The organism is Pseudomonas brassicacearum (assembly GCF_003732265.1).
Classification (GTDB): domain Bacteria; phylum Pseudomonadota; class Gammaproteobacteria; order Pseudomonadales; family Pseudomonadaceae; genus Aquipseudomonas; species Aquipseudomonas brassicacearum_D.
Map to the genome: position 1 here is coordinate 266,952 of NZ_MOBK01000004.1, position 18,742 is coordinate 285,693.

An 18,742-nucleotide genomic window follows, 5' to 3' on the forward strand; every position below is an offset into this window, starting at 1 on the left:
TTTATGAAACGACTGTCCGACATCAAGTTCTCGACCCTTGATCTGGTGCCCGTGCGCGAAAACGGCAGCGCGGCCCAGTCGCTGCGCAACTCCCTGGACCTGGCGCAACACGTCGAAAAATTCGGCTACAACCGCTTCTGGGTCGCCGAACACCACAACATGGACGGCATCGCCAGCTCGGCGACGTCGGTGTTGCTGGGCTATCTGGCAGGTGGCACCTCGACCATTCGGGTCGGTTCGGGTGGCGTGATGCTGCCTAACCACGCGCCGCTGGTGATCGCCGAGCAGTTTGGCACCTTGGAAAGCCTGTACCCCGGGCGTATTGACCTGGGCCTGGGCCGCGCGCCCGGTTCCGATCAAATGACCGCCCGCGCGCTGCGCCGCGAACGCTCCGGCAGCGCCGATGAATTCCCGGAAGACGTGGCCGAACTGATGCGTTACCTCGGCCCACGCACCCCGGACCAGCGGATCATCGCCATGCCCGGCACCGGCACCAATGTCCCGATCTGGCTGCTGGGCTCCAGCCTGTTCAGTGCACAACTGGCCGGCGAGCGCGGTTTGCCCTACGCCTTCGCTTCCCATTTCGCACCGCGCTTCATGCACGAGGCGATTCGCGTCTACCGCAATCACTTCAAGCCTTCAGCGGTACTGGATAAACCCTACGTGATGCTCGGCGTGCCGCTGGTGGCGGCGGATACCGATGAGCAGGCCGATTATCTGGCGACGTCGGTTTATCAACGGATTCTCGCGTTGATGCGTGGACAGAGCCTGGTGCAGCGTCCGCCAGTGAAAACCATGGACGGATTGTGGCTGCCGCATGAGCGCGAAGCGGTCAGTGATTTCCTCGGTCTGGCCATGGTGGGCAGCCCGCAGAAAATCCGCGCCAAGCTGGATGTGCTGGTTGAACAGACTCAAGCCGACGAGCTGATTTTCACCTGCGACCTGTATGAGCACGCCGACCGTATCCACTCCTATGAGCTGCTGGCGCAGGTCATGAAGGGCTGACGTTTGAAACGGCTATAAAAAAGCCGACGCATTGCGTCGGCTTTTTCATTTAAAGCGCGATCAAGCTACTTTTTGTAGACGATGACCTTGGTGCCTTTTTCACAGGTGCCGACGACCTTCCCGTCGGCAGCGCCTTTATCAGCTATTTCCAGTGAATAACCGGCAACGCCTTTGGCATCCAGCTTCGCAGCGATTTCGGCTTTGAGCTCTTCGCACGACTTGCCGTCAGCAAACGCAGTACCTGCAAGGCTCAACAAACCTACTGCCAACATAAACTTCTTCATCGGTCGCACTCCCTGGTCGGATCAATAGGGGGCATCCAGCCATCTGCCGGATGCACACATGTAGCGCTTTGCCATTCCCTATGGCACTCGGCCAGCGCGCAAGTTCAGAAGACTAGCTCAAACTCAGCTGCTGGCAATCCGGAACCCGACTTTAAGCGTCACCTGAAAGTGCGCTGCCTTGCCGTCCTTGATGTGCCCGCGGGTTTCGGTCACTTCAAACCATTCCATGTGCTTGAGGCTTTTGTTGGCTTCAGCCAGTGCGTTATTGATGGCGTCTTCAATGCTGGTGGTGGACGAGCCGACCAGTTCGACTTTTTTGTAGGTGTGATGGTCAGTCATGGCGTTCTCCTCTGGGTGTGAATTACAGCCTAGCAGTGATTTTTCGTCTTACTGGCGTCGGCCAATCCGAAAGGGCCGTGCAGATTTACTGCACTTTCTCCAACCCCTGAAGTCCCAACCAACACACGCCACTCAATCAATGCAGGAGAGCCACCATGGCCAACACTTCATTACGTAAAGCCTCATTGCAAAGCATGGAAGCCGAAATCGAGAGTCTGCTGAAATCGTTGGAAAGCCTCAAAGACGATGCGTCGGACGAGTCGCGTAGAACCCTCAAGACCCTGAAAACCAACGCTGAAAGTGCGCTGAAACATTCGCGCCACCTGCTCAGCGATGCGTACGAAGATGTCAAAGTCAAAACCCGTGAAACCGGGATCGCCACTCGGGACTACGCCCAGGAACACCCTTGGACGACGGCCGGTGTTGCCGTGGGCGCATTGGGTCTGCTTGCGGCCTACCTGCTGTGCAAACGCGGCGACTAATCCGCCGGGTGCAGTTCGTTTTTGAGCCACTGCGCCAGTTGCCGAGCCCGCCCGTCCGCAGCGCGCTTGGGTAGCCACAACGCCAGTTGCGCCGGGGTTTCACTGAAGCCCCATGGCGCAACCAGGCGACCGGCCTTCACGTCTTCGGCCACCAGCGGTTCCGGTGCAATCGCCACTCCCAGGCCGGCCACTGCGGCTTCCAGCAAGTAATACAAATGTTCAAAACCCTGACCGTACTTCAACGCCTTGGCGTCGAGGCCGCTTTGCTGCGCCCAACTCGGCCACGCCTGGGGTCGTGAGGTGGTGTGTAGCAACGGTTCGTCAAGCAGCGCTGTGGCCGGCGCGCCTTGCAACCTTTCGTAGCCGGTGAATCGCGGGCTCATGACCGGGCCGATCCGCTCGCTGGTCAACTCATAGACCTGCATGTCCGCAGGCCATGGCGGTTCCGCAAACACCAGCAATGCATCGAGCCCCGGCCGACGTGGATCGAGATCGCCTTCGCCGGCGGACAGGTGCAGGCGCAGGTCTGGCAGGTCTGCATTCAGCCGTCCCAGGCGGGGAATAAACCAGCGTGCGAGCAGACTTCCCGAGCAACCGAGCACGAAGGGCGCATCGGCGGTGCTTTGCGTCAGTTCTGCACACACCGTGCGTAACCGCTCGAACGCTTCGCCGCTGGCGTCGCGCAATCGAATGCCGGCATCTGTGAGTTTAAGGCCGCGACCGTCCTTGACGAACAGACTGACACCGAGGTGTTCCTCGAGCACCTTGAGCTGCCGGCTGACCGCGCCATGGGTAACGTGCAACTGTTCGGCGGCCTGACTGACGCTGTTCAGGCGGGCAGTGGCTTCGAAGGCGCGAAGGGCGTTCAGCGGGGGAAGGTCGTGGCTCATGAGATCTGTGAGTTTTCCTGACAGGTTGCGGCGATCTTATCGGTTTTCAGGTCGGGGCGTCAGGGGTAGAGTTAGCCCATTGTCATTTCACGCATTCAACTGGAGCGACCCATGACTCAGACTAATCTGCGCAACGGCCCCGATGCCAACGGCCTGTTTGGCGCGTTCGGCGGCCGCTACGTCGCCGAAACCCTGATGCCGTTGATCCTCGACCTGGCCCGCGAATACGAAGCGGCCAAGGAAGATCCGGCATTCAAAGAAGAATTGGCCTATTTCCAGCGTGACTATGTCGGACGTCCAAGTCCTCTCTACTATGCCGAACGCCTGACCGAGTTCTGCGGCGGCGCGAAGATTTACCTCAAGCGCGAAGAGCTGAACCACACCGGCGCGCATAAGATCAACAACTGCATCGGCCAGATCCTGCTGGCGCGGCGCATGGGCAAAAAACGCATCATCGCCGAAACCGGCGCGGGCATGCACGGCGTGGCGACTGCCACTGTGGCGGCGCGTTTCGGTCTCGACTGCGTGATCTACATGGGCACCACCGACATCGAACGTCAGCAAGCCAACGTGTTCCGCATGAAGCTGCTGGGCGCTGAAGTGATCCCGGTCGTGGCCGGCACCGGCACCCTGAAAGACGCGATGAACGAAGCGCTGCGTGACTGGGTAACCAACGTCGACAGCACCTTCTATCTGATTGGCACCGTGGCCGGCCCACACCCTTATCCAGCCATGGTTCGCGACTTCCAGTCCGTGATCGGCAAGGAAACCCGCGATCAGTTGCAAGCCCAGGAAGGCCGTCTGCCGGACAGCCTGGTGGCATGCATCGGCGGCGGTTCCAACGCCATGGGCCTGTTCCACCCGTTCCTTGACGACAAGAGCGTCGAGATCATTGGTGTTGAAGCCGCCGGTTATGGCATCGAAACCGGCAAGCACGCGGCGAGCCTGAACGGCGGCGTACCGGGCGTGCTGCACGGCAACCGTACTTTCCTGTTGCAGGACGACGATGGCCAGATCATCGACGCCCACTCGATTTCTGCCGGCCTCGACTACCCGGGCATCGGCCCGGAACATGCGTGGTTGCATGACATCGGTCGCGTTCAGTACACCTCGGTGACCGACGATGAAGCCCTCGATGCGTTCCACAAATGCTGCCGCCTGGAAGGGATCATTCCTGCACTGGAAAGCGCCCACGCCCTGGCTGAAGTGTTCAAACGCGCACCGACCCTGCCGAAAGATCACCTGATGGTGGTCAACCTGTCCGGCCGTGGCGACAAAGACATGCAAACCGTGATGCACCATATGGAACAATCCAAGCAGGAGAAACACTGATGAGCCGCCTGCAAACGCGCTTTGCCGAACTCAAGGAACAGAATCGCGCCGCCCTGGTGACCTTCGTTACCGCTGGCGACCCGAGCTACGACACTTCCCTGGCGATCCTTAAAGGCTTGCCCGCGGCGGGCGCCGATGTGATCGAGTTGGGCATGCCCTTCACCGATCCAATGGCCGACGGCCCGGCGATCCAGTTGGCCAACATCCGCGCCCTGGGTGCCAAGCAGAACCTGGCGAAAACCCTGCAAATGGTTCGCGAGTTCCGTGAAGGCAATACGGAGACGCCGCTGGTGTTGATGGGTTACTTCAACCCGATCCACATGTACGGCGTGCCACGTTTCATTGCTGACGCCAAGGCAGCCGGCGTTGATGGCCTGATCGTGGTCGACTTGCCGCCGGAACATAACGGCGAGTTGTGCGACCCGGCTCAGGCAGCCGGTCTGGACTTCATTCGTCTGACCACGCCGACCACCGATGACGTGCGCCTGCCGACCGTTCTGAACGGCAGCTCCGGTTTCGTTTACTACGTGTCGGTTGCCGGCGTGACCGGCGCAGGCGCGGCAACGCTGGAACATGTTGAAGAGGCGGTTGCCCGTCTGCGTCGTCACACTGATTTGCCGATCAGCATCGGTTTTGGCATTCGGACTCCAGAGCAAGCGGCTTCCATTGCTCGTCTGGCCGACGGTGTTGTGGTGGGCTCGGCATTGATCGATCACATCGCCAATGCGTCGACGCCGGATCAGGCGATTGATGGCGTGCTGAGCCTTTGCGCGGCGCTGGCTGAAGGCGTGCGTAAGGCTCGCGTCAGCTGAAGGTAAAGTTCCTGATACAGAGGAATTAGCGCCTCGCGACACAGACTAAACAGCAAGACCGAGGGCTTCAGGACTACGTTCTGAAGCCCTTTTTGCTGTAAGTGCAGTGAGGAAAGACCCGATGAAAATGCCGATACGTCTGATTGCCAGCCTGGGCGCGCTGATGCTGAGCGCGACCCCGTTGCTGCACGCGAGCGCCGATCAGCGCGACGATCACGACCACGGCGGCCCGCAACAGGGCCAGTACGATAACCATGGCTACAATCATGGTGATGATCACCGGGATCATCAGGACAACCATCGCGGTGGCCCTCCGCCGCGGGACTTCGGTCCAGTGCGTCAGACGATCCACGAACATCACGAGTATTTTGTGCGCGGTGCGCCGCCACCACCAGGCATTCATCTGGAGCGCGGCCGGCCGTTGCCTCACGGCTATTACGGTGAGCGTCTGGACAATCGCGCACTGGGTCGCCTGCCGTATTACCCAGGGTACGAATGGCGCCGGGCAGGTGGCGACATTGTGCTGATCGCCGTCGGCACCGGGATTGTGTACGAAGTTCTGGAAGGGGTGCTTTGATCTAACGTGCAGGCAGAAAAAAGGGCTTCGCGGATTTATCCACGAAGCCCTTTTTCTTATGGCAGTTCCAACCCGCCGGCTGCTTTGTGCAGCTTGCGTAGATGTTCGCCAACCTGCTTCAGATTGGCTTCATTGGCGGCCATTTCCGCTGCACGTTCCGGTTCGAGCAGCGCTCGCACTTCCTTGTCCAAATCGCCCGTCAGCACCAGCAGCTGCTTTTGGCGCAGGCTGCTTTCCGATTCCAGGCGCTGCCATTCACTCGGTTGGGGCAACCCGTATCCGCCGCTGCCGAGCAGTTCAGCCGGGCGACTGAGGTAGCCGCTATTGGCGAGGAGCTGTTGCAGGGTCGCATTGGCCTTGTCCATGCCGCCGTTTTCCAGATTCCGCGCGCCGAGGTAGCGCTGCTTGACTTCGTCCTGGGCCAGCAGCAATTGTTGGCGGAAGGCGGCTTGTTCCAACAACAGCAATGCCGCGCTGGTGCGCAGGTCAGCCTGCTCGAACCATTGCTGGCGCTCGACCGCTTTCAATGCCAGCCAGTCTTCGACTTTTTCCTGTTTAATCGGCAAGCGCTTCTTCAGCACGTCAAACATGGCTTGATAGCGGTCGCGGAAGGAATCGAAGCGATAGCCCAGTCGCAGTGCTTCGCGTGGGTCATCCAATACGCTGGTGTCGGCCAGTCCCCGGCCTTTCAGCACCGCCAGCAAGCCGTTGGGCATGATGTTGTCGAGCCCGACCAGTTTTGGGTTGTTGGTGCCGCCTCGCAGCAGTTTCAGTTCTTCCACCGCGCAATTGTTGGAGAGGAAGAAGTAGTTGCCGTCGTAACTCCAGTGCATCTCGGCGGCACGTTCCACCATATCTTCGATCTCGCTGCGCGACAGGTTCAGCGGCACCGAAGCCAGGCTGCGCAGTTCGGTCTTGGTGTACTCGTCAATGACTTGGGCGAGCGGCAGGACGAACAGGCGCGAGGGGTATTTGCCGACCAGTCCGTCCCAACTCGAGAGCTGCACGTCACCGACGAAGGCGCGGTAGGACAAGACCAGATGCTGGTCCAGATCGAGACGGCAGTCGGGGCCTCGTGGTCGTCCCGGCGCACAGATCACCAGCCGCAACATGCTGTGACCCCAACGACTGACCCAGTTCTGATTGGCTTCGGCCAGCAGGTAGTCGACGGCATAGACCCGTTCCGGATCAACCTGCCCGAGGGGTGTTTTGGCAAAGTCATTGCCGGCGTTCAGGAAGGCGAAGGTTTTGGCGCAGGAGTCTTTGGCCGCTGGCGCCCAACCGAAGTGTTCCTGGTAGTAGCGATACAGTGCCGGACGGCGACAGGCGTAGCTCGGGTCGAGGAGGAAGTACTCCATGTTGACCGCAACAAACTCTTTGGGGCTGTCCGTTTCGTAGATGTCCGGGCTGCGCGCGATCTGCCGGTTGTGCTGTTCACGTTCACCGCGACGGCCGACGTATTGTTGCCAGCCAGCGAGGTCGAGCAGGCGCGGGTCGTCGCTGAGGGTGAAGCGCCGATCATTCTGGCCACGGCACTGATCGGGAATACCCACGAGTCCGGCGCTGTTGCTGCGTCGGGTGCAGTGTTGAATCAGTTTGCGCTCGGCATCCGGCCACAAGCGCGAACGGTCGTAAATGTGGGTGAGTTCGTGTAACACCGTGGCGAGCATTTCCCGGCGGACGGTGCCGTGGGGGCGATTGGTCTTCTTGGTCGCGGCGCTGCCGTCGGTAAGACTGGCGAGCAGGTTGCGATTCAAATCGAGTTCGGACACCAGCGTCGCCTGGCCGTAGGCGTTGCTCGGCATGTCATCGGTCCAGCCGACATCGATACGCCGGTCCAGTTGCTCGATGAACCGCGGCGGCAGCGCCTGCATGGCTTCATCGAGCAGTGCCTGGCTGGCTTGCTGTTGTGCGGGGCTAAGGCCTTCAGTCTTGAGCTGTAGTTGCAGGCTGGCGTGGGCCGCGCTGCCGAGCAGCATCATGACCCCCACCATCCAGGCGGCTGACGGCCTCACAGTGCGAGGATGGCTTCGGCGAGGACCTGATCACTGGCATCCCGGGCTTCCGGCACGCGAATGCGTAGGGTATTGAAAGCCGCTTCGAGGTGCGCGCCGCGGATATCGCCATCGCTGGCCACGAAACTGGCGGCGTCATCGTGGGCTTCACGAATGATCTTCGAGTCACGGATGGAGGTGGTGGTGTCCGAGGTGAAATCAAGCGTGCGCTGAGTGGCACGAATGAGCATGTTACTGGTAGCAACCAGGGTATGGGCCTGGGCCACGTCAGCCAACAACAGCAGGCCAAGGGTGGCGGCAATCAGCGGGTTACGCATGGAACAACTCCGGAGAAACAAGGATAACTATTGGACGAGAATTGCCTGTGCCAGTTCAAGGTCGCTTGCATGAAGTTTTGGCCGGGTATTGCGCAGGTATATCAGGGCGGATTCCAGCTGTGCTCCGCGCAATTGACCGTCACTGGCGATGAAGGCCGCAGCATCATCGTGCGCGGCGAGCAGCAGTTTACGGTCGAAGGGCGCGGAGGTCACCAGACTGGTGCCATAACCACTGGCGACAGTGCCTTGCGTGGAAAGATTGAAGGCATCAAAAGCATGTGCCGAGCCCGACCAGCAGGCCACAAGCATTAGGGGCGTGAGCAACAACCTTGAATGAAAATGCATGAGACTCAATAGCTGAAAGCGAGTCCCAAGGCTAGCGCAACGCCCGGGCTAGAGCCAGCGCCGAAACGTGGGGACACGTTGGGCGTGTCCCGCGTCAGGGTATCGCTTAGATGGTCAGGATGGCTTGTGCCAGTTGTGCATCGGTTGCTGCCAGCTGTGGCGCCTGGTGGCGAATGTAATCGAGCGCACTTTCCAGTTTTACGCCGCGGATCGCACCTTCGCTGGCGACGAAGCTGGCCGCATCATCGCGAGCTTCACGCACAATCTTGTTGTCCTTGAACGAAGAGGAAACGACGTCGGTGGTGGCGTCGGACGTGGCTTTAAGGGCATTGACGACCGCATCGGTGGTCACGATAAAGCTGGTGGCGTGGGAATTGGCCGCCACGGCAAGCAGGGCTGCAGCGCTGAGCAGACGAAGACGGGACATGGTGTAACTCCTTTGGATAACCGATTGAGAGGTAACGAGGTACCTGCGGGATCAGACGTCTGCCCTACAGTGCTCGCCACGTTCTGATTGGATATTAGGCGCTTTTATCCATTCGAACAGTCCCGTCTGTTCAGGCAGGACATTAGCGCCAGAACGGTTTATCCAGTTCGTTGAGGCGATCGGCGTGGCTGATGCCCAGGTCTGACAGTTGCTGTGCGTTGAGTTGACCCAACAAGCGTCGGGTTCTGGCTCGTTCCAGGCAACGGGAGAGCGCTGTCCACGCTCGCTGGAGCCTGGGGGAACGAAATTGCGATTGCGGCGCGGGAACGGAAACATCTTGTAAGTGACTCATGGCGCGATCCTTGTGCTGGGAAATGAGATCCCATGGTGATCCGCTCCGTTTTTGTGAAACAGACACACTGCGCCGAAATTGTACTTGTACAGTGTAGGCTATTTTCTAACTGTACCTATCTTATAAAGCTCCTGTTGTTTTTCGGGTTTCACGGAGCCGAAACGACAAAGCCCGTCGTGGTTTCCCACGACGGGCTTTGTTTTTTCAATCTGGGATGCTGGCAGTGGACCCGATGGGTCAGGGCCAGCGACGCTAACTTAGCGCCAGAACGGCTTGCTCAGCTCTTCGTAGCGTTGTGCTTCGCTAATCCCGGCGTCAGCCAGCAGACGCGAATCCAGGCGAGCCAGTTGGTGGCGGCTGGAGATGCGGCGCTGCCACAGCATCAGGTTGGCGATAACGCGCAGAGGCATGGAAGCCTGGGTTTTTGCAGCAGTGTCTTCGAAGAACAGGTCGGAACTGAGTGTACGTTCCATGATTGACATCCTTCCGCTTGTGGCGGGATTAGGTAGTGGTTTAACTGGTGCCCATGATCCTCTCGTTTGCCTAGTCTCTGTAGATACAGTTCACCTGTATTGTGAGGGACCAGTTAACTGTTAATAGTGGGTGTACTGGTCGAAATTGAGGCAACTGTACCTGTCTGCACCTATATCGTGCATTTTTACTCGGTTGGTCTAAAAAGGTAGGCAATTACGGTAAGAAACGACCGGTACAGCAGTACAGTTTTAAACAGATTTTTAGCTGGCAACGGCAGGCTGACGAAATTGTGTTTGCGTCAGCAGCCATCTGTACCAATTACGCCTTGAGCATGCGCCCGGTTTCTTCCAGGTTGATGTGCCAGCTCAGTGCATCACGCAGGATATGCGGCGTGTGGCCGCCAATCGCGCAGGCGGCGGTGAAGTAATCGTCCAGCGCCTGGCGATAGTCCGGGTGCACGCAGTTGTCGATGATGACCCGCGCCCGTTCCCGGGGTGCCAGCCCACGCAAGTCGGCGAGGCCGATCTCGGTAACGAGGATGTCGACGTCATGCTCTGTGTGGTCAACGTGACTGACCATCGGCACGACACTGGAGATCGCGCCGCCCTTGGCGATCGATTTGGTGACGAAGACGGACAAATGCGCATTGCGCGCAAAGTCGCCCGAACCGCCAATGCCGTTCATCATCCGAGTGCCGCAGACGTGAGTGGAGTTGACGTTGCCGTAGAGGTCGAACTCCAGGGCCGTGTTGACGCCGATGATGCCGAGTCGACGCACCACTTCAGGGTGGTTGGAGATTTCCTGGGGACGCAGGACCAGTTTGTCCTTGTAGCGCTCGAGGTTGCCAAACACGTCGGCGTTGCGGCGGCTCGACAAGGTAATCGAGCTGCCGGATGCGAAGCTCAGTTTGCCGGCGTCGATCAGGTCGAAGGTCGAATCCTGCAGCACCTCGGAATACATGGTCAGTTCTTCGAACGGCGAATCAATCAGGCCACACATCACCGAGTTGGCAATGGTGCCGATGCCGGCCTGTAGCGGGCCGAGCTTATTGGTCATGCGCCCGGCAGCGACTTCTTGCTTGAAGAAATTGATCAGGTGGTCCGCGATGGCTTGGGTATCGGCGTCGGGTGGCAATACGGTCGATGGCGAGTCCGGTTGATTGGTGATCACGATCGCGACGATTTTCTCCGGCGGGATCGGGATGGCAGTGCTGCCAATGCGGTCATCGACTTTAACCAGCGGAATCGGCGTACGAGTTGGACGGTACGTGGGAATATAGATGTCGTGCAGGCCTTCGAGATTCGGGTTGTGCGCCATGTTGATCTCGACGATCACATGCTTGGCGAAAATCGCGAAGCTGGCCGAGTTGCCAACCGATGTGGTCGGCACGATATGGCCGTGCTCGGTGATCGCGACCGCTTCAATCACCGCGATGTCCGGCAGCTTGAGTTGCTGGTTGCGCAGTTGCTCCACGGTTTCCGAGAGGTGTTGGTCGATGAACATCACCTCGCCCGCATTAATAGCCTTGCGCAGGGTGCTGTCGACCTGAAACGGCATGCGTCGCGACAGTACGCCGGCTTCGGTGAGCTGTTTATCGAGGTCGTTGCCCAGACTGGCGCCGGTCATCAGGGTGATTTTCAGCGGCGAGACCTTGGCGCGCTCGGCCAGAGCCTGGGGAACAGCTTTGGCTTCGCCGGCGCGGGTGAAGCCACTCATGCCGACGGTCATGCCGTCTTCAATCAGAGCAGCGGCGTCGGCGGCGCTTATCACTTTATCCAACAAGGAAGGCAGGCGAATACGGTCACGGTACATGGATTGTTATCTCGGGCAACGGGAAGCAGGATGCGCAGTCTAGTGAATTACTCCGACTCCTGTCCCGCTACCAAGGTCGCAAACGAGGCGTCTATTTCGGGCCTTTGGTGCAAAACACCATTACCGGATCGGTAACAAAAGCGTAGTGTTGTCCGACGATTCGCGCAAACAAAAACGCCCCGACGAGTCGGGGCGTTCTGTGTGCCGCTGAGGGTTACTCGACGGCTTTGACCATGTCTTCGATGACTTTCTTGGCGTCGCCAAAAACCATCATGGTCTTGTCCAGGTAGAACAGTTCGTTGTCCAGACCGGCATAGCCGCTGGCCATCGATCGCTTGTTGACGATGATCGTCTTGGCCTTGAACGCTTCCAGAATCGGCATGCCGGCAATCGGCGATTTCGGATCGTTCTTCGCGGCCGGGTTGACCACGTCGTTGGCGCCCAACACCAGCACCACGTCGGCCTGACCGAACTCGGAGTTGATGTCTTCCATCTCGAACACCTGGTCGTAAGGCACTTCGGCCTCGGCCAGCAATACGTTCATGTGGCCAGGCATCCGACCGGCAACCGGGTGGATCGCGTACTTCACGGTCACACCGCGATGGGTCAGCTTCTCGGTCAGTTCTTTCAGCGCGTGCTGCGCGCGTGCCACCGCCAGGCCATAGCCCGGAACGATGATCACGGTGTCGGCGTTGGTCAGCAGGAACGTCGCGTCGTCAGCCGAACCGGATTTCACCGGGCGGGCTTCCTTGGCGCCGGCAGGGCCTGCATCGGCTGTGTTACCGAAGCCGCCAAGCAGCACATTAAAGAAGGAACGGTTCATCGCCTTGCACATGATGTACGAGAGGATCGCACCGCTGGAGCCCACCAGCGAACCGGCGATGATCAGCATCGAGTTGTTCAGCGAGAAGCCGATACCCGCTGCCGCCCAGCCGGAATAGCTGTTGAGCATCGACACGACGACCGGCATGTCCGCGCCGCCAATCGGGATGATGATCAGCACGCCAAGCACGAAGGCCAGGGCCAGCATCAAGGCGAAGGCACTCAGATTGCCCGTCAACATGAAGGTCACGCCGAGGCCCAATGTCGCCAGGCCCAACAGCAGGTTCAGTTTGTGCTGACCGCCGAACTGTACGGGTGCGCCCTGGAACAGGCGGAACTTGTACTTGCCCGACAGCTTGCCGAAGGCGATCACCGAACCGGAGAAGGTGATTGCACCGATGGCTGCGCCGAGGAACAGCTCCAGACGGTTACCAGCCGGAATCGCGTCGCCCAGTTGCTTGACGATGCCCAGGGACTGCGGCTCAACCACGGCAGCAATGGCAATAAACACCGCGGCCATACCGATCATGCTGTGCATGAAGGCGACCAGTTCCGGCATCTTCGTCATCTCGACGCGCTTGGCCATGATCGAGCCGGCGGTGCCGCCGACCAGCAGGCCGACAATGACATAACCGATGCCGGCGGTAGCAAGCTCGGCGCCCAGCTTATAGATGAGGCCAACGGTGGTGAGGATCGCCAACGCCATGCCGAGCATGCCGTACAGGTTGCCGCGCCGGGACGTGGTGGGGTGCGACAGGCCTTTGAGGGCCTGGATGAAGCAGATCGACGCGATCAAGTAGAGCGTCGTGACAAGGTTCATGCTCATTACTTGGGCGCCTCTTCTTTTACGACTTTCGGGGCTTTTTTCTTGAACATCTCAAGCATCCTGCGGGTAACCAGGAAGCCACCGAACACGTTCACCGCTGCCAGAGCCACCGCGAGGGTGCCCATGGTTTTGCCCAGTGGCGTGACGGTCAGCGCCGCCGCCAGCATGGCGCCGACGATAACGATGGCCGAGATGGCGTTGGTCACGGCCATCAAGGGCGTGTGCAGTGCAGGTGTAACGTTCCAGACCACGTGGTAACCGACATAAATCGCCAGCACGAAGATGATCAGGTTGTAGATACCGGGGGAGATAAGCTCTTCCATCGTCTGAATCCCTGCTTAGGCGTTTTTGCGGATGACTTGGCCGTCGCGGCACATCAGGCACGCGGCGACGATATCGTCTTCGAGGTTCACTTCGAACTGGCCTTCTTTGTTGAAGACCAGCTTCAGGAAGTCCAGCAGGTTGCGTGCATACAGCGCCGAAGCGTCTGCCGCCACTGCGCCGGCCAGATTGGTCGGGCCACAAATGGTCACGCCATTCTCGACCACCACCTGATCCGCCACGGTCAGTGGGCAGTTGCCGCCCTGAGCCGCCGCGAGGTCGATGACCACCGAGCCCGGTTTCATCTGCGCCACGGTTTCTGCGCTCAACAGCGTCGGTGCCTTGCGGCCCGGAATCAGTGCGGTGGTGATGACGATGTCAGCCTGCTTGGCGCGCTCATGCACGGCCAGGGCCTGACGTTGCATCCAGCTGGCCGGCATTGGTCGCGCGTAACCGCCGACACCGACGGCGCATTCGCGCTCTTCATCGGTTTCGTACGGCACGTCGACGAATTTCGCACCCAGGGATTCGATTTGTTCCTTCACCGCCGGACGTACGTCCGAGGCCTCGATCACCGCGCCCAGACGCTTGGCAGTCGCAATTGCCTGCAAACCGGCCACACCCGCGCCGAGAATCAGCACGCGCGCCGCTTTCACGGTGCCCGCAGCCGTCATCAGCATCGGCATGAAGCGCGGATAGTGATGAGCGGCTAACAATACGGCTTTATAGCCGGCGATGTTCGCTTGCGAGGACAGCACATCCAGGCTCTGCGCGCGGGAGGTGCGTGGCGCGGCCTCCAGGGCGAAGGCGGTAATGCCGCGTTCGGCCAGCTTGGCGATGGTTTCATTGCTGAACGGATTGAGCATGCCGACCACAACGGTGCCGCTTTTAATCAGCGTCAGTTCGCTGTCGCTGGGAGCGACCACCTTGAGAATCAGCTCGGCGCCAAACGCATCGTTGGCGCTGCCAATCGTTGCGCCTGCCGCTTCATAAGCACTGTCGACAACACTGGCATTAATGCCGGCGCCGCTTTGCACAGTGACTTTATGACCCTGGCCGATCAGCTTCTTGATGGTTTCCGGGGTTGCAGCAACCCGTGTTTCACCCGTCTGGGTTTCGAGAGGAACACCAATGTGCACGTCAAATCTCCTGCGTGATCTTATTGAGTAAACCCAGGCACTTCGGATGGTGCGGCTGGGGCGGCCGATCAGCACGATCCCGCCGAATCAGGGCGGGGCGCGGCATTTTGCAGGCGAACTTTGTGCCCTTCAAGGGATTATGACGGGTGACGGAAAATTAACTACAAGTCACCCCGTGACCGAATGTCGCAACTAACCGGCTCAAGCCCTTGCAGGCCGCGACTTGTAAGGGGTTTTGTTGGAAATCGGCAAATTACATATCTTTACGGTGAATGAGGCATCATTGCCCGCCGATAGCGGCGCAAAGCCACGTCATCAGGCGCTTGTGGGACGTTTGTGCTGCTTGTCCACACAGTCTGTGTATATGCGACATATAGTTATATCTGTAGGGCTTTTATTTTGCTGACTACGAGGTCAGCTAATTGGCTGAACCCTTTAACCCTCTAGGTTGTAGCTGTGCGCCTGATTGAGTAGCCAGTCACGAAATGCCTTTAAAGACGCCGATTCCACCTTTCGCTCGGGAATCATCAGGTAATAAGCCTTGATACTCGATAGTGCCTGCGGGTTGGCAATCACCAGGCGCTTCTCCGCCAATTCACGCTGAATCAGGAACGGAGGAATCAGTGCGATGCCCATGTCGTGCATGGCCGCTTGGGCAAGCATGGAGAATAGCTCGTAACGCGGTCCTGTCATGTCCCGTGGGATATTGAGGTGCTGCGAGTTGAACCACTGACGCCATGCATAAGGGCGGGTGGTCTGCTGCAGCAGGGGGAGTTCGGCGATCTCAGCAGGTGTCAGATTTGTCTTCTTGCCCAGTAGGGCGGGGCTGCAAACCGGCATCGGATTTTCGCCCATCAACCTGTGGGATTCGGTACCGGACCAGTCGGCGTCACCGAAGTAGATCGCTGCGTCGAAGTCGGTGTCGGCAAACAGAAAGGGCCGGGTACGGTTTGTCAGGTTGACCGTCACGTCCGGATGCTTCTGCTGGAAGTCCTTGAGTCGCGGCAGCAACCACTGGGTGCCAAACGTCGGAACCACTGCCAGTTCGATCACGTTGGCGCCCTGTTGCCCCATCACCGACAACGTGTCCCGCTCCACCGCGTCGAGTTGTGTGGCGACCCGACGGCTGTAGGAAAGTCCGGCTTCCGTCAGCTTCACACCACGCCGCGAGCGTCGGAACAGTTCGACGCCAAGGAACTCCTCCAGGCTGGCGATCTGTCGGCAAATGGCACCTTGGGTCAGCGAAAGCTCCTGGGCAGCTTTGGTGAAGCTTTCGTGGCGTGCGGCCGCTTCAAAGCTGATCAGCGCCGTTGTGCTGGGGATTTTCCTGCGCATGTACGTCAACCTCACTAATTCATCGCATAAAGGCTCTTTTGCGATGTTACGGAGTGAGAAATTAGCACAACAGTATGCAAAATCCTCGTTTGCCGTAATGCCGAACCCGGCCTAGGATCAGTCCACGCAATTTGACCCGATTCGAGAGGACACACTCATGGGCGGTAAAGCTAGCTTCAACTGGATCGATCCTCTGCTGCTGGATCAACAGCTCACTGAAGAAGAACGCATGATTCGCGACACTGCCGAGCAATTCGCTCAGCAGAAGCTTGCACCGCGCGTTCTCGAAGCTTTCCGTCATGAAAAGACTGATCCAGCGATCTTCCGTGAAATGGGCGAAGTCGGCCTGTTGGGCGCGACCATCCCCGAGCAGTACGGTGGCAGCGGCCTCAACTACGTCAGCTACGGTCTGATCGCTCGTGAAGTCGAGCGTGTCGACTCCGGCTACCGCTCGATGATGAGCGTGCAGTCGTCGCTGGTGATGGTACCGATCAACGAATTCGGCACTGAAGCCCAGAAGCAGAAATACCTGCCGAAACTGGCGACCGGTGAGTGGATTGGTTGCTTCGGTCTGACCGAGCCTAACCACGGTTCCGACCCAGGTGCGATGATTACTCGTGCACGCAAAGTGGAAGGCGGCTACAGCCTGACCGGCAGCAAGATGTGGATCACCAACAGCCCGATCGCTGATGTGTTTGTGGTCTGGGCCAAGGATGACGCCGGCGATATCCGTGGTTTCGTTCTGGAGAAGGGCTGGAAAGGCCTGAGCACTCCGGCGATTCACGGCAAGGTTGGCTTGCGCGCGTCCATCACTGGCGAAATCGTCATGGACAACGTGTTTGTTCCCGAAGAGAACATCTTCCCGGACGTCCGCGGTTTGAAAGGCCCTTTTACCTGCCTTAACTCCGCGCGTTATGGCATTTCCTGGGGCGCACTGGGGGCTGCCGAGTTCTGCTGGCACACCGCTCGCCAGTACACCCTGGATCGTCAGCAATTCGGTCGCCCACTGGCTGCCACTCAGTTGATCCAGAAGAAACTCGCTGACATGCAGACCGAAATCACCATGGCGCTGCAAGGCTGCCTGCGTCTGGGTCGTATGAAAGACGAAGGCACTGCGGCAGTCGAAATCACGTCCATGATGAAGCGCAACTCCTGCGGCAAGTCTCTGGATATTGCTCGTATGGCGCGTGACATGCTGGGCGGCAACGGCATCTCCGATGAGTTCGGTGTCGCGCGCCATCTGGTCAACCTGGAAGTGGTGAATACCTATGAAGGTACACATGACGTCCACGCGCTGATTCTCGGTCGCGCGCAAACCGGCATCCAGGCGTTCTATTAATAGGAGAACGTCCATGGGCGCGCTTTCGCATCTGCGGGTACTGGATTTATCGCGGGTACTGGCCGGGCCTTGGTCCGGGCAGATCCTGGCGGACCTTGGCGCTGAGGTGATCAAGGTCGAGCGCCCCGGAAATGGCGATGACACGCGGGCCTGGGGGCCTCCTTTTCTGAAAGACGCCTATGGCGAGAACACCAGCGAGGCCGCCTATTACTTGTCGGCCAATCGCAACAAGCAATCGGTCACCATCGACTTCACCCGTCCGGAAGGTCAGAAGCTGGTGCGTGATTTGGCGGCCAAGTCGGACATCCTGATCGAGAACTTCAAGGTTGGTGGGTTGGCGGCTTATGGGCTGGACTATGCGTCGCTCAAGGCCATTAATCCGAATCTGATCTATTGCTCGATTACCGGGTTCGGTCAGACCGGTCCCTACGCCAAGCGTGCGGGTTATGACTTCATGATCCAGGGCCTGGGTGGGCTGATGAGTCTGACGGGGCGACCGGAAGGAGATGAGGGTGCCGGGCCGGTGAAGGTCGGTGTCGCGCTGACGGACATTTTGACCGGGCTCTATTCGACAGTGGCAATTCTGGCGGCGCTGGCGCACCGGGATCACGACGGTGGCGGCCAGCACATTGACATGGCGTTGCTGGATGTTCAGGTCGCCTGTCTGGCTAACCAGGCGATGAACTACCTGACGACGGGCAATGCGCCCAAGCGGCTGGGTAACGCCCACCCGAACATCGTGCCTTATCAGGATTTTCCTACGGCGGACGGCGACTTCATCCTTACCGTGGGGAACGATGGTCAATTCCGCAAGTTTGCTGAAGTGGCCGGGCAACCGCAGTGGGCGGATGACCCGCGCTTTGCAACCAACAAGCTGCGAGTGGCGAACCGGGCGGTGTTGATTCCGCTGATCCGTCAGGCGACGGTGTTCAAGACCACTGCGGAATGGGTCTTGCAGCTGGAGCAGGCTGGCGTGCCGTGTGGACCGATCAATGACCTGGCGCAGATGTTTGCTGATCCTCAGGTCAAGGCGCGTGGGTTAGCGATTGAAATGCCCCATGCGTTGGCTGGGATGGTGCCGCAGGTGGCGAGCCCTATTCGTTTGTCAGAGACTCCGGTGGAGTATCGCAATGCTCCTCCTTTATTGGGTGAGCATACACAGGAAGTGCTTCAGCGAGTGTTGGGGCTCGGGGCGGATGCCGTGGCGGCTTTCAAAGAGGCTGGGGTGCTCTGAGGGCTTCTTCTATATAGAAGGGAGTTTTTTCCTCTTCTATATAGAGGGGGTTCGGGTGGTTTTGCACCGTTCGGCAAGTTATTGATGGATAAGCCAAATCATTGCTTGACGGCAGATTCTGGATGTCTATAATTCGCCCCACTTCCGGCGCAGTCGAAACGGAAAACTCCTTGGTAAACAAAGAGTTATGCAGTTTTCGACAGTGAGCGGCTTCAGGTCATCGAAGCCCGAAAGGGAGTTGAAAAAGAGGTGTTGACAGCAGC

The 18,742-nt window shown here is 59.0% G+C and carries 21 protein-coding genes; 7 read left to right on the top strand and 14 right to left on the bottom strand.

Annotated features, from left to right (window positions below; translation table 11 throughout):
• Positions 1–3 precede the first annotated feature (3 nt).
• The gene (locus BK660_RS10900) at positions 4–1,005 is read left to right on the top strand and encodes an LLM class flavin-dependent oxidoreductase (RefSeq protein ID WP_123433314.1); all 1,002 of its coding nucleotides are present in this window, start codon (positions 4–6) and stop codon (positions 1,003–1,005) included.
• A 65-nt stretch (positions 1,006–1,070) separates the two neighbouring features.
• Here BK660_RS10900 and BK660_RS10905 read toward each other — a convergent pair whose 3' ends face one another.
• Both BK660_RS10905 and BK660_RS10910 read right to left on the bottom strand, forming a co-directional pair.
• Positions 1,071–1,289 (bottom strand): DUF1161 domain-containing protein, encoded by a 219-nt coding sequence (locus tag BK660_RS10905; protein WP_123433315.1) that lies wholly within the window; start codon positions 1,287–1,289, stop codon positions 1,071–1,073.
• A gap of 123 nt (positions 1,290–1,412) precedes the next feature.
• Complete coding sequence (locus tag BK660_RS10910; protein WP_123433316.1) at positions 1,413–1,628, bottom strand: dodecin; 216 nt, start codon at positions 1,626–1,628, stop codon at positions 1,413–1,415.
• Between the two features lie 155 nt (positions 1,629–1,783).
• On the opposite strand from BK660_RS10910, the gene BK660_RS10915 reads away from it, so the two are divergent.
• Positions 1,784–2,110, top strand: a complete 327-nt coding sequence (locus BK660_RS10915) for an ElaB/YgaM/YqjD family protein (RefSeq protein WP_123433317.1) — start codon at positions 1,784–1,786, stop codon at positions 2,108–2,110.
• Here BK660_RS10915 and BK660_RS10920 read toward each other — a convergent pair.
• Positions 2,107–3,000 carry a LysR family transcriptional regulator gene (locus tag BK660_RS10920; protein ID WP_123433318.1) on the bottom strand — a complete coding sequence of 298 codons (894 nt, stop codon included), beginning with the start codon at positions 2,998–3,000 and terminating at the stop codon, positions 2,107–2,109. The genes BK660_RS10915 and BK660_RS10920 overlap by 4 nt on opposite strands.
• Before the next feature lie 111 nt (positions 3,001–3,111).
• On the opposite strand from BK660_RS10920, the gene trpB reads away from it, so the two are divergent.
• The 3 genes from trpB to BK660_RS10935 all read left to right on the top strand — a co-directional run bounded on the left by trpB (position 3,112) and on the right by BK660_RS10935 (position 5,721).
• Positions 3,112–4,332 (top strand): tryptophan synthase subunit beta, encoded by a 1,221-nt coding sequence (trpB, locus tag BK660_RS10925; protein WP_123433319.1) that lies wholly within the window; start codon positions 3,112–3,114, stop codon positions 4,330–4,332.
• Positions 4,332–5,144 carry a tryptophan synthase subunit alpha gene (gene trpA / locus BK660_RS10930; RefSeq protein WP_123433320.1) on the top strand — a complete coding sequence of 271 codons (813 nt, stop codon included), beginning with the start codon at positions 4,332–4,334 and terminating at the stop codon, positions 5,142–5,144. Before trpB ends, trpA begins: the two co-directional genes overlap by 1 nt.
• Before the next feature lie 121 nt (positions 5,145–5,265).
• On the top strand, positions 5,266–5,721 hold the full coding sequence (locus BK660_RS10935; protein ID WP_123433321.1) for an anti-virulence regulator CigR family protein: 456 nt from the start codon (positions 5,266–5,268) through the stop codon (positions 5,719–5,721).
• Between the two features lie 56 nt (positions 5,722–5,777).
• Here BK660_RS10935 and BK660_RS10940 read toward each other — a convergent pair whose 3' ends face one another.
• From BK660_RS10940 to BK660_RS10990, 11 genes are all read right to left on the bottom strand, one after another.
• Positions 5,778–7,715: a DUF7844 domain-containing protein gene (locus tag BK660_RS10940; protein ID WP_473087011.1), complete on the bottom strand. Its 1,938-nt coding sequence runs from the start codon at positions 7,713–7,715 to the stop codon at positions 5,778–5,780.
• 17 nt (positions 7,716–7,732) lie between these two features.
• Positions 7,733–8,053 carry a DUF2388 domain-containing protein gene (locus BK660_RS10945; protein ID WP_027926105.1) on the bottom strand — a complete coding sequence of 107 codons (321 nt, stop codon included), beginning with the start codon at positions 8,051–8,053 and terminating at the stop codon, positions 7,733–7,735.
• Positions 8,054–8,080: 27 nt separating this feature from the next.
• Positions 8,081–8,398, bottom strand: a complete 318-nt coding sequence (locus BK660_RS10950; protein WP_123433323.1) for a DUF2388 domain-containing protein — start codon at positions 8,396–8,398, stop codon at positions 8,081–8,083.
• A gap of 106 nt (positions 8,399–8,504) precedes the next feature.
• Positions 8,505–8,825 (bottom strand): DUF2388 domain-containing protein, encoded by a 321-nt coding sequence (locus BK660_RS10955; protein ID WP_123433324.1) that lies wholly within the window; start codon positions 8,823–8,825, stop codon positions 8,505–8,507.
• A gap of 142 nt (positions 8,826–8,967) precedes the next feature.
• On the bottom strand, positions 8,968–9,177 hold the full coding sequence (locus tag BK660_RS10960; RefSeq protein WP_123433325.1) for a DUF1127 domain-containing protein: 210 nt from the start codon (positions 9,175–9,177) through the stop codon (positions 8,968–8,970).
• A 257-nt stretch (positions 9,178–9,434) separates the two neighbouring features.
• Positions 9,435–9,650: a DUF1127 domain-containing protein gene (locus BK660_RS10965; RefSeq protein WP_007947887.1), complete on the bottom strand. Its 216-nt coding sequence runs from the start codon at positions 9,648–9,650 to the stop codon at positions 9,435–9,437.
• A gap of 319 nt (positions 9,651–9,969) precedes the next feature.
• Positions 9,970–11,463, bottom strand: coding sequence for an acetyl-CoA hydrolase/transferase family protein (locus BK660_RS10970; protein ID WP_123433326.1), 1,494 nt, complete (start codon positions 11,461–11,463; stop codon positions 9,970–9,972).
• A gap of 214 nt (positions 11,464–11,677) precedes the next feature.
• A complete protein-coding gene (locus tag BK660_RS10975) occupies positions 11,678–13,111 on the bottom strand; it encodes an NAD(P)(+) transhydrogenase (Re/Si-specific) subunit beta (RefSeq protein ID WP_123433327.1) in 1,434 nt (477 codons plus the stop codon).
• A complete protein-coding gene (locus BK660_RS10980; RefSeq protein WP_007947884.1) occupies positions 13,111–13,434 on the bottom strand; it encodes an NAD(P) transhydrogenase subunit alpha part 2 in 324 nt (107 codons plus the stop codon). The genes BK660_RS10975 and BK660_RS10980 overlap by 1 nt, the downstream gene beginning before the upstream one ends.
• Positions 13,435–13,449: 15 nt before the next feature.
• The gene (locus BK660_RS10985) at positions 13,450–14,571 is read right to left on the bottom strand and encodes a Re/Si-specific NAD(P)(+) transhydrogenase subunit alpha (protein WP_123433328.1); all 1,122 of its coding nucleotides are present in this window, start codon (positions 14,569–14,571) and stop codon (positions 13,450–13,452) included.
• A gap of 435 nt (positions 14,572–15,006) precedes the next feature.
• Positions 15,007–15,906 carry a LysR family transcriptional regulator gene (locus BK660_RS10990; RefSeq protein WP_123433329.1) on the bottom strand — a complete coding sequence of 300 codons (900 nt, stop codon included), beginning with the start codon at positions 15,904–15,906 and terminating at the stop codon, positions 15,007–15,009.
• A 157-nt stretch (positions 15,907–16,063) separates the two neighbouring features.
• Here BK660_RS10990 and BK660_RS10995 point away from each other — a divergent pair, with 157 nt between their 5' ends.
• Together BK660_RS10995 and BK660_RS11000 are read left to right on the top strand one after the other, a co-directional pair.
• Positions 16,064–17,245, top strand: a complete 1,182-nt coding sequence (locus BK660_RS10995) for an acyl-CoA dehydrogenase (protein WP_027926097.1) — start codon at positions 16,064–16,066, stop codon at positions 17,243–17,245.
• 13 nt (positions 17,246–17,258) lie between these two features.
• Positions 17,259–18,479 carry a CaiB/BaiF CoA transferase family protein gene (locus BK660_RS11000; RefSeq protein ID WP_123433330.1) on the top strand — a complete coding sequence of 407 codons (1,221 nt, stop codon included), beginning with the start codon at positions 17,259–17,261 and terminating at the stop codon, positions 18,477–18,479.
• Positions 18,480–18,742 lie beyond the last annotated feature (263 nt).